The organism is Roseicyclus marinus (genome assembly GCF_030163795.1).
Taxonomy (GTDB): domain Bacteria; phylum Pseudomonadota; class Alphaproteobacteria; order Rhodobacterales; family Rhodobacteraceae; genus Roseicyclus; species Roseicyclus marinus.
In genome coordinates this window covers 424,061-432,175 of record NZ_JASJOF010000003.1, presented here as the reverse complement: position 1 = coordinate 432,175, position 8,115 = coordinate 424,061, and the positions used below count along the sequence as shown (strand labels likewise).

Annotated in this window: 9 protein-coding genes; 3 read left to right on the top strand and 6 right to left on the bottom strand. The window is 65.5% G+C overall.

Annotated features, from left to right (window positions below):
• The 5 genes from QQK63_RS07115 to hemC form a co-directional block, all read right to left on the bottom strand.
• The coding region (locus QQK63_RS07115) for a sugar nucleotide-binding protein (protein WP_284283188.1) at nucleotides 1–268 on the bottom strand (268 nt) is incomplete at its 3' end.
• On the bottom strand, nucleotides 265–1,050 hold the full coding sequence (locus QQK63_RS07110) for a glycosyltransferase family 17 protein (RefSeq protein ID WP_277825869.1): 786 nt from the start codon (nucleotides 1,048–1,050) through the stop codon (nucleotides 265–267). The genes QQK63_RS07115 and QQK63_RS07110, both read right to left, overlap by 4 nt.
• A 3-nt stretch (nucleotides 1,051–1,053) precedes the next feature.
• Nucleotides 1,054–2,094, bottom strand: a complete 1,041-nt coding sequence (gene rfbB / locus QQK63_RS07105) for a dTDP-glucose 4,6-dehydratase (protein WP_277825867.1) — start codon at nucleotides 2,092–2,094, stop codon at nucleotides 1,054–1,056.
• Nucleotides 2,091–2,663 (bottom strand): dTDP-4-dehydrorhamnose 3,5-epimerase, encoded by a 573-nt coding sequence (gene rfbC, locus QQK63_RS07100; protein ID WP_277825865.1) that lies wholly within the window; start codon nucleotides 2,661–2,663, stop codon nucleotides 2,091–2,093. The genes rfbB and rfbC overlap by 4 nt, the downstream gene beginning before the upstream one ends.
• A gap of 128 nt (nucleotides 2,664–2,791) precedes the next feature.
• The gene (hemC, locus tag QQK63_RS07095; RefSeq protein ID WP_277825863.1) at nucleotides 2,792–3,754 is read right to left on the bottom strand and encodes a hydroxymethylbilane synthase; all 963 of its coding nucleotides are present in this window, start codon (nucleotides 3,752–3,754) and stop codon (nucleotides 2,792–2,794) included.
• 106 nt (nucleotides 3,755–3,860) lie between these two features.
• Between hemC and hemE the strand changes: the two genes are divergently transcribed.
• Nucleotides 3,861–4,907, top strand: coding sequence for a uroporphyrinogen decarboxylase (gene hemE, locus QQK63_RS07090; RefSeq protein ID WP_277825861.1), 1,047 nt, complete (start codon nucleotides 3,861–3,863; stop codon nucleotides 4,905–4,907).
• A gap of 168 nt (nucleotides 4,908–5,075) precedes the next feature.
• A complete protein-coding gene (locus QQK63_RS07085) occupies nucleotides 5,076–6,242 on the top strand; it encodes an NAD(P)/FAD-dependent oxidoreductase (RefSeq protein WP_277825859.1) in 1,167 nt (388 codons plus the stop codon).
• 3 nt (nucleotides 6,243–6,245) lie between these two features.
• On the opposite strand, the gene QQK63_RS07080 is transcribed toward QQK63_RS07085, so the two are convergent.
• Nucleotides 6,246–6,839 carry an outer membrane protein gene (locus tag QQK63_RS07080; RefSeq protein ID WP_277825857.1) on the bottom strand — a complete coding sequence of 198 codons (594 nt, stop codon included), beginning with the start codon at nucleotides 6,837–6,839 and terminating at the stop codon, nucleotides 6,246–6,248.
• Nucleotides 6,840–7,056: 217 nt separating this feature from the next.
• On the opposite strand from QQK63_RS07080, the gene QQK63_RS07075 reads away from it, so the two are divergent.
• The gene (locus QQK63_RS07075; RefSeq protein WP_277825855.1) at nucleotides 7,057–8,112 is read left to right on the top strand and encodes a glycosyltransferase family 4 protein; all 1,056 of its coding nucleotides are present in this window, start codon (nucleotides 7,057–7,059) and stop codon (nucleotides 8,110–8,112) included.
• The last annotated feature ends 3 nt before the right edge of the window (nucleotides 8,113–8,115 follow it).

Sequence of the window (8,115 nt, the reverse complement as noted above, 5' to 3'; positions counted from 1 at the left end):
GAATGCCCAGATCCGCGCAGGCCCGCGCCATGGCACCGGGGGCATGGCCGTTGATCGTGGTGGCAAGATCCTCCTCGCTCTCGGCCCGGTCGACGGCGGTATAGGCCGCCGCGTTGATCACGGCGCGGGGGCGGTGTGCCTCGATCGCGGCGGCGCAGGCAGTCGGGTCGGTCAGGTCGGCGGCATCGCGGCCAAGCGCGGCCACGGGGGCCAGCGCGCGCAGTTCGGTGGCGACTTGGCCCGTGGCGCCGAAGACAAGGAGGGTCATGGCGAAACCTCCGCCGGATCCAAGATCAGGTCACCATAAGCGGCCCTGTTGCGCAGCAGGTAGGCCGGAAAACTGTCGTCGATCGGCCGCACCACCAATTCGGGCTGATTGCGACGCCCGAAAAGATCCTCGCGCGCTGCGATCCGGGAACGAAGGGTTTCAAGATCAGTGAACCGGGGCGTGTTGAATTCCTGATGCGAAAACGCGCGGATCTTGGCGACCATGTCCTCGGCGGACATGAGGTAGCTGAAATGCCAACCGCCGCCCGCGATGATGGGGCGGTGAAACAGCGTTCGGGCCTCCTGCGGCGAAACCGTCAGGTTGCGGGCGTAGGTGGCAGTCCCCCGGGCCCATTTTCCACGGTGCAGATTCAGGAAGTAATAATAGAAATCCTGCTCGACCGCCGCGAGATCATCCTTGGGCAGCCCCGCAAGAACAGCCTCGACAGAAGGGATTTCATCGACGTCGAAGAACATCAGCACGTCATCGCCACACAGATCGGACAAGCCGCGCATTGCGGCATTTCGTTGGTGTGCCTCGGCGATCCAGGGGTTCGGGTTTGCCGGAAAATCCGTGACTTCGATCACGACGATCCGGTCGGCAAGATCGGGCTCGTTTTCCATGATCCACCGGCGCAGGCGCAGCGGCTTGGGCTGTCCGGAAAAGGTCCGATCCCCCTCGACGATCACGAAACGATCCACGGCATCGCGCAAGATTCCGAGGCGCAGGGAGAGCAGCCGGAATTCGTTGAAGAAGAGCGTGCAGTCGATCAGGCGCCCCATGACCTATCCCGCCTTCCCCAATCTTTGTCCGACGCCGTCGCGCGCTTGAAGTGCGCGCCACCAGTCTTCGTTGGCCAGATACCAGTCGACGGTCCGTGCCAGCCCCTCTTCCACCGTGACCGAGGGCTGCCAGCCCAATTCGTCGCGGATGCGGGAGGCATCGATGGCATAGCGCAGATCATGGCCGGGCCGATCTTCGACGAAGGTGATCAGCCGATCATGCGGCGCATGGGCCGGGCGGCGGTCATCGAGCAGCGCGCAGATCGTGCGGACCAGATCGATATTGCGCCGCTCGTTGTTGCCGCCGATGTTGTAGCTGCGCCCCACGGTGCCTTTCTCGCAGACCAGAAGCAGCGCATCGGCGTGATCTTCTACATAAAGCCAGTCGCGGACATTCAGGCCCTGCCCGTAGACCGGGATGGGTTTGCCCGCCAGCGCGTTCAGGATCACGACGGGAATCAGTTTCTCGGGGAAGTGGTAGGGCCCGTAATTGTTGGAGCAATTCGTCATCACGACCGGTAGCCCGTAGGTCTCGTGCCAAGCGCGGACCAGATGATCGGAGGCTGCCTTTGACGCCGAATAGGGGCTGTTCGGGGCATAAGCGGTCTCTTCGGTGAAGAGGCCGGTTTCGGCCAAGGTGCCGTAGACCTCGTCGGTTGAAATATGATGGAAGCGGAAGCTCTCTGGCTTGCCCAGCCCGGTCCAATGACTGCGCGCGGCCTCGAGCAGGGTGTAGGTGCCGGTGACATTCGTGTCGATGAACGTGCCCGGCCCGTCGATGGACCGGTCCACATGGCTTTCGGCAGCCAGATGCATGATGGCATCGGGGCGATGATCGGCCAGGATCCGGTCCATCGCTGCACGGTCGCAGATATCGGCCTGTTCGAAACTGTAGAGGTTCGAACCCGCCACGGGGGCCACGTTTTCGAGACAGGCCGCATAGGTCAGCTTGTCGACATTCACCACCTCGTGGCCGCGCGCCACCGCCAGCCGAACCACGGCTGATCCGATGAAGCCCGCGCCGCCCGTCACCATCAGTTTCACGATGCCGCCCCTTCATAGGCAAAGGGGCTGTCGAAGGATGCAAAGGCACCCGCCACCGCATCCTTGGCCGACAGGATGGGCGCGGCGTCGCCAAGGCCCCAATCGATGCCGATGTCCGGGTCGTTCCAGATCAACGCGCCCTCGGTTTCGGGCGCGTAGCTGTCGGAACACTTGTAGATGATCTCGGTCTCGGGCGCGCGGGTGACGAAGCCATGGGCAAAGCCCGCGGGGATCAACAATTGCTTCCCGTTCTCAAAGCTCAACTCGACCCCGAACCACTGACCATAGGTGGGCGAGCCGCGGCGGATGTCGACCGCCACGTCGAAAAGCACCCCCCGCCCGCAGCGGACCAGCTTGGCCTGTGCGCGGGGCGGACACTGAAAATGCAGCCCGCGCAAGGTTCCGACCTGCGCGGAAAGGGAATGGTTGTCCTGAACGAAATCTGTGGTCACGCCTTGGGCGCCAAGTTTTTCCCGGCTCCAGGTCTCCGCGAAAAAGCCGCGATGGTCGCCGAACCGCTTGGGCGTGATGAGAAAAAGGCCGGGGATCGGCGTCTGCTCAACCTGCATCGGAACCGGCATCCGGAAAAGCGAACATGACGGCACAAACTCCAGCAAACACTCGTCAAAACGAAACCACGGAAGGTCCGTATCATCAACCGTTTACGAGCTTGTCGCGGCTCTGACCACCCCCTTGGTCAGGCGGCGATCCAGTCGAAGAACCCTTCGCCCGCGCGGGCGCGCAAATCGCGGGCCATGGCCGCGCCCAGCGCCGCGCCATCCTCGATGGGCGCGCTGCGATCATCGGTCAGAACCTCGGACCCGTCGGGGCGCAGGATCTCGCCGCGCAGGCGCAGCGTGCCGCCATCAAGCTCGGCAAGACCTGCGATCGGCGTTTCACAAGACCCGTCCAGACCGGCAAGAAAGGCACGTTCGGCCGCGAGCCTTTGACCGGTCGGGCCGTGGTGGATGGCTTCCAGCATGGCGGCAGCGCGCAGGTCGCTGGCCCGGCGTTCGATGCCGATGGCGCCTTGGGCCACGGCGGGCAGCATGTCTTCGACGGCGATCGCGGATTTCACCACATCGGTCATGCCCAGACGGCGCAGGCCCGCCATGGCGAGGAAGGTCGCATCGGCGACGCCATCGCCCAGTTTCTTCATCCGCGTCTGGACGTTGCCGCGGAACTCCACAACCTGAAGGTCAGGCCGCCGCGCGCCAAGCTGCGCACGTCGCCGCAGGGAGGACGATCCGACGCGGGCGCCCTGCGGCAATCCGGCAAGACTGTCATGGGAAAGTGACACGAAGGCGTCACGCACATCTTCGCGCGGGAGGTAGCAATCCAGAAGCAGGCCGGGCGGCTGTAGAACCGGCATGTCTTTCATCGAATGAACGGCGATATCGATGGAACCATCGAGCATCGCCTCTTCGATTTCCTTTGTGAAAAGTCCCTTTCCACCCAATGTCTTGAGAGCGATATCGGCGTCGATCAGGCTCCGATCGTCACCGGTCGTCTTGATCACCACGATCTCGAATGCGGCCTCGGGAAGGTCGAAGGCGGCCATGAGGCGCGACCGTGTTTCATGCGCCTGCGCCAAAGCGAGGGGCGAGCCACGGGTTCCGATGCGCAAGGGTTGGGCGGGGGTCGGCGGGTTGGTCGTCATGTCGCTCCTTCTACACCTGTCAACTTTGCTTGACAATCACCCTCGGGTTGACAGACTGACGGGCGCGGACAATTCCTGTCCAAAGACCGACCGAAGGACAATACCCATGTTTGACGCGCCCCAGACGGCCCAGAAGAAACTCCTGCGTTCGCTGGCGGGCGAGGCGATGGATGTGCCGCCCGTCTGGCTGATGCGGCAAGCCGGGCGCTACCTGCCCGAGTATCGCGCGACCCGCGCGCAAGCGGGCGATTTCCTTTCGCTGTGTTACAATTCGGAACTGGCCGCCGAGGTGACGCTGCAACCGATCCGGCGCTACGGCTTTGACGCGTCGATCCTGTTCGCGGATATTTTGCTTATTCCCCAAGCGCTTGGTGCAGATCTGTGGTTCGAGACGGGTGAAGGCCCCCGGCTGTCCACGATCACCGGAGCCGAGGGGATGAAGGCGCTCAAAGGCAAGGACGATATCCACGACCATCTCGCGCCGGTCTATGAAACGGTGCGCATCCTGTCGCGCGAATTGCCGCAGGAAACGACGCTGATCGGGTTCGCCGGAGCGCCTTGGACGGTGGCGACCTACATGATCGCGGGCAAGGGAACGCCCGATCAGGCGCCGGCACATGCGCTGCGCGAGGGGGATCCGGCGACCTTCGAGGCGCTGATCGACCTGCTGACGGAAGCGACGATCGAATACCTCGACATGCAGGTGCAGGCCGGGGCGGAGGTGGTCAAGATCTTCGACAGCTGGGCCGGATCGCTGAAGGGCGAGGCCTTTGACCGTTTTGCGCTGGAGCCCGCCAAACGGATCACGGCGGAGCTGAAGCGGCGGCACAAGGGGCTGCCGGTCATCGCTTTCCCGCGCGAGGCGGGCGAGAAATATGTGGGCTTTGCCAAGGCTGTAGGCGCGGACGGGCTGGCCATCGACACCAAGGTCGATCCGGTCTGGGCGGCCGAGAACCTGCAACCCGACGGCTGCGTTCAGGGCAATCTTGACCCCAAGCACATGGTCACGGGCGGCGAGGCGCTGGTCACGGAAACGCGGCGGATCGTGGACGCGCTGAAGGGCGGGCCGCATATCTTCAACCTCGGGCATGGCATCACGCCGGACGCCGATCCGGACAATGTGCACCTGCTGCTGGAGACGATCCGGGGTTGATCGGTGCCGTGGCAGGGTGAACAGGCGGTAAAGATCGCCGCGCAATCCCTACCGAAAGGTTGAGATCGCGGCGTCTTTCCTGCCGAATGGTGAACGACCCCCCTCGCCTTTCACGATTTTTTCACGTCAGGCTCCGGCGCAGTCGTCGGGCCGGGACGGAGGCATGTGATGGGCGCGGAATTCGTGGTGATCGGTCGGGGCCTGATGGGCACGGCCTGTGCCCGGCATCTGGCGGAGGCGGGGTGCCGGGTGGTTCTGGTCGGACCGGACGAGCCGAGCGACCCGGCGCGGCACAACGGACCCTTCGGCAGTTTCCACGACGCGGGAAGGATCACGCGCAACATCGCCCATGATCCGGTCTGGGCGCGGCTGTCGACGCGGTCGCTGGCGCGCTACCGCGAGATCGAGGCGCGGACGGGAATCTGGTTCTACACCCCATGCGGTGGGCTGATGGCGGGTCTCGATCATGGCGCGATGGCGGGCTTTACCGCCGGGTTCCACGAGACGCCCCGCGCGCTGGGGCTGGTCCATGAGCGGTTGGAGGGCGCGCGCCTGTCCGAGCGCTTTGCGATGTTCGACCTGCCGGAGGGCAGCAAGGGCGTGTTCGACCCGGCGGGCGGCCATATAGACCCGCGCGCGATGCGGCGCGCGCACGAGGCGCTGGCGCTGGCCGCCGGGGCGGAGGTGGTCGCAGAGGCCGCCGTGGGGCGCGAGGGTGGAACGGTCATCTTGGCCGATGGCCGGAGCCTGAGCGCGGAACATGTCGTGGTGGCGACGGGCGGCTGGGCCTCGGCCGCGCCGTTGGGCATGGCGCGGCCCGCGATGCGGGTGTTCCAGCGGACCGTGGTGTTGGCCGAGATATCGGAAACCGAGGCGGCACGGCTGGGGGATACGCCCAGCCTGATCTGGGTGCCGGAAAACGACCCGACGGATCGCTACCTGCTGCCGCCGATCCGCTATCCGGACGGGCGAATCTATGTGAAGATCGGAGGCGAGGACTTGAGCCCCGAGGCGCGGGACGGCGAGGCGCTGAACGCGTGGTTCCGAACGGCGGGTGGAGACGAGGCGGGGCGGTCGCTGTTGGCCGATCTGGTCAAGGTCATGCCCGACATGCGGATCGAACGGGTTTTGACCGCGCCCTGTGCCGTCACCTTCACCAAGACGGGATACCCCTATATCGCGCGGGTCGACGCGCAGGCGACGCTGTTGACCGGGGGCAATGGCGCGGCGGCGAAATGCGCCGACGAACTGGGGCGGCTGGGAGCGGTGGCGGCCCTCGGCGGCAGCGTGGCCGCCGAAGGCTTGGGCACGGATTTCGCGCCGGTTTTCGACTGAGGATCAGAAGCGGAAGTTGACCGAGACGGCGGCCGTCGTCGCATCCGCTTCGAGACCCGCGAGGTTGAAGTCGTTGAAGTCGTGGTAGAGCAGTTCTGCGCCCAGCGTCACATTGTCAGCGACGAAGACCTCGTAACCGACGCCGGCAAACCAGCCGTCGCTGTCGCCCACGGCTGCGCTGGAGGTTTCGGCGCGCGCCCAGCCGGCGGTGCCATAAAGCCAGTTCTGGCCGAGATCCACACCAGCCCGGCCGCCGATACGCGTGATCGAATCAACGGTGGTCACATTGCCGAGCGCAATGTCGGTGGTGTCATATTGCAGGCCACCGCCGACGATGTAGTCGCCGAAGTCGAAGTCATAATAGGCGCGCAGACCGAAAAGAAGGTCATCGCCATCGAGGGTCGCCGCCCCCGAGGTGGAGACATCGCCATAGCCCAGCTGCGCACCGACCGAGGGGCCGGTCCAGTCCATGGTCGACATCACGGGCACAGGCGCGACGGTGACGGGCGCAGGCGCGGGTTCGGCCACGCCACCTGCGAGGGCCGGCAGGGCGACGAAGGTCGAGAGGCCGGCGGCGAGAAGAGTTGAACGGGACATGCTGTATGAACTCCTTACTGTTTCATATTGTCTTGCGACCACCCGTCATGCGGGCGGTTGTGCATGAGGTGCGCAGGCCGCTGCCACCATTCAACCGGGCCGGGGCACACGAAACCGGGAGCGGGGCGTGAGGGGCTGCATTCCGCCTATCGGCCGAGGGGGATGTCGGCAGGTCCCCGCTTGTTCCGGGGATCGGCGCGGGCTAGGCCTAGCGGCCATGGATCATCCCGACCTGTCCACGATTGACGTGCTGGCCCCCAATTTCAAGACGCGCCTGTCGGGCGTGACGGCAACGGTCGTGCGGCTGGTGCCGTTGCAGGCGCGCGAGATCGCCATTGCCGCCGTGGCCACGGCCCTGCCCGCGCATGTGCCGCACGTGCCGATCCCGGCGCTCCTGACCATGTCGCGGGAGGGGCCGTCGGGGGCGCGGGTCTGGCATGCGCGGCGCAATTCCGAGATGCTGGCGGGTATCTTGCTGAAGCGGGTTCTGGGAAAGCGGCTGAAGCTGTTGTTCACCTCGGCGTCGCAGCGGCATCACACGCGCTACAGCAAATGGCTGATCGGGCAGATGGATCATGTCATTTCCACCTCGCAGCGGACGGCGGGATATCTGGAACGTCCCTCCACGGTGATCTTGCACGGGATCGACCTTGCGGGATTTGCCCCGGCAGAGGATCGCGGGGCGCTGCGCGCGCGGATGGGCCTGCCCGCCGGTCCGCTGATCGGCTGTTTCGGCCGTATCCGGGCACAGAAGGGCACGGGCGATTTCGTCTCGGCGATGATCGAGGTGCTGCCGGAGTTTCCGGGCGCTTGTGCCATCGTGATGGGCCGCGCCACCGAAAAGCACCGCGCCTATGACCGGGCGCTCAGGGAACGGGTGCTGGCCGCAGGGCTGGAGGATCGCATCTTGTTCAAGCCCGAGGTGCCGGTTCACGAGATCGCGGATTGGTACCGGGCGTTGGACCTGTTCGTGGCGCCGCAACGTTGGGAAGGGTTCGGCCTGACGCCGCTGGAGGCGATGGCCTGCGGCGTGCCGGTGATTGCGACACGGGTGGGCGCGTTCGAGGAACTGGTGGTGCCGGGGCGCACCGGCGCGCTGATCCCGCCCGAGGATGTGGGCGCGATGGCGGAGGCCGTGGGCGGTTATCTGGACAACCCCGCCGAGACCCTGTTGCAGGGCGAGGCCGCGCGGGACCATGCGGTCGCGCAGTTCGACATCGCGGGCGAGGCCGCGGCGATCACCGCGATCTACCGCGAGCTGTTGGCAGGCTAGAGC

What these genes read in the sequence shown, in the direction of transcription:
- QQK63_RS07110 (WP_277825869.1), bottom strand. Translation starts at nt 1,050, where the DNA reads ATGGGGCGCCTGATCGACTGCACGCTCTTCTTCAACGAATTCCGGCTG.
- rfbC (WP_277825865.1), bottom strand. Translation starts at nt 2,663, where the DNA reads ATGCAGGTTGAGCAGACGCCGATCCCCGGCCTTTTTCTCATCACGCCC.
- hemC (WP_277825863.1), bottom strand. Translation starts at nt 3,754, where the DNA reads ATGACGACCAACCCGCCGACCCCCGCCCAACCCTTGCGCATCGGAACC.
- hemE (WP_277825861.1), top strand. Translation starts at nt 3,861, where the DNA reads ATGTTTGACGCGCCCCAGACGGCCCAGAAGAAACTCCTGCGTTCGCTG.
- QQK63_RS07085 (WP_277825859.1), top strand. Translation starts at nt 5,076, where the DNA reads ATGGGCGCGGAATTCGTGGTGATCGGTCGGGGCCTGATGGGCACGGCC.
- QQK63_RS07080 (WP_277825857.1), bottom strand. Translation starts at nt 6,839, where the DNA reads ATGTCCCGTTCAACTCTTCTCGCCGCCGGCCTCTCGACCTTCGTCGCC.
- QQK63_RS07075 (WP_277825855.1), top strand. Translation starts at nt 7,057, where the DNA reads ATGGATCATCCCGACCTGTCCACGATTGACGTGCTGGCCCCCAATTTC.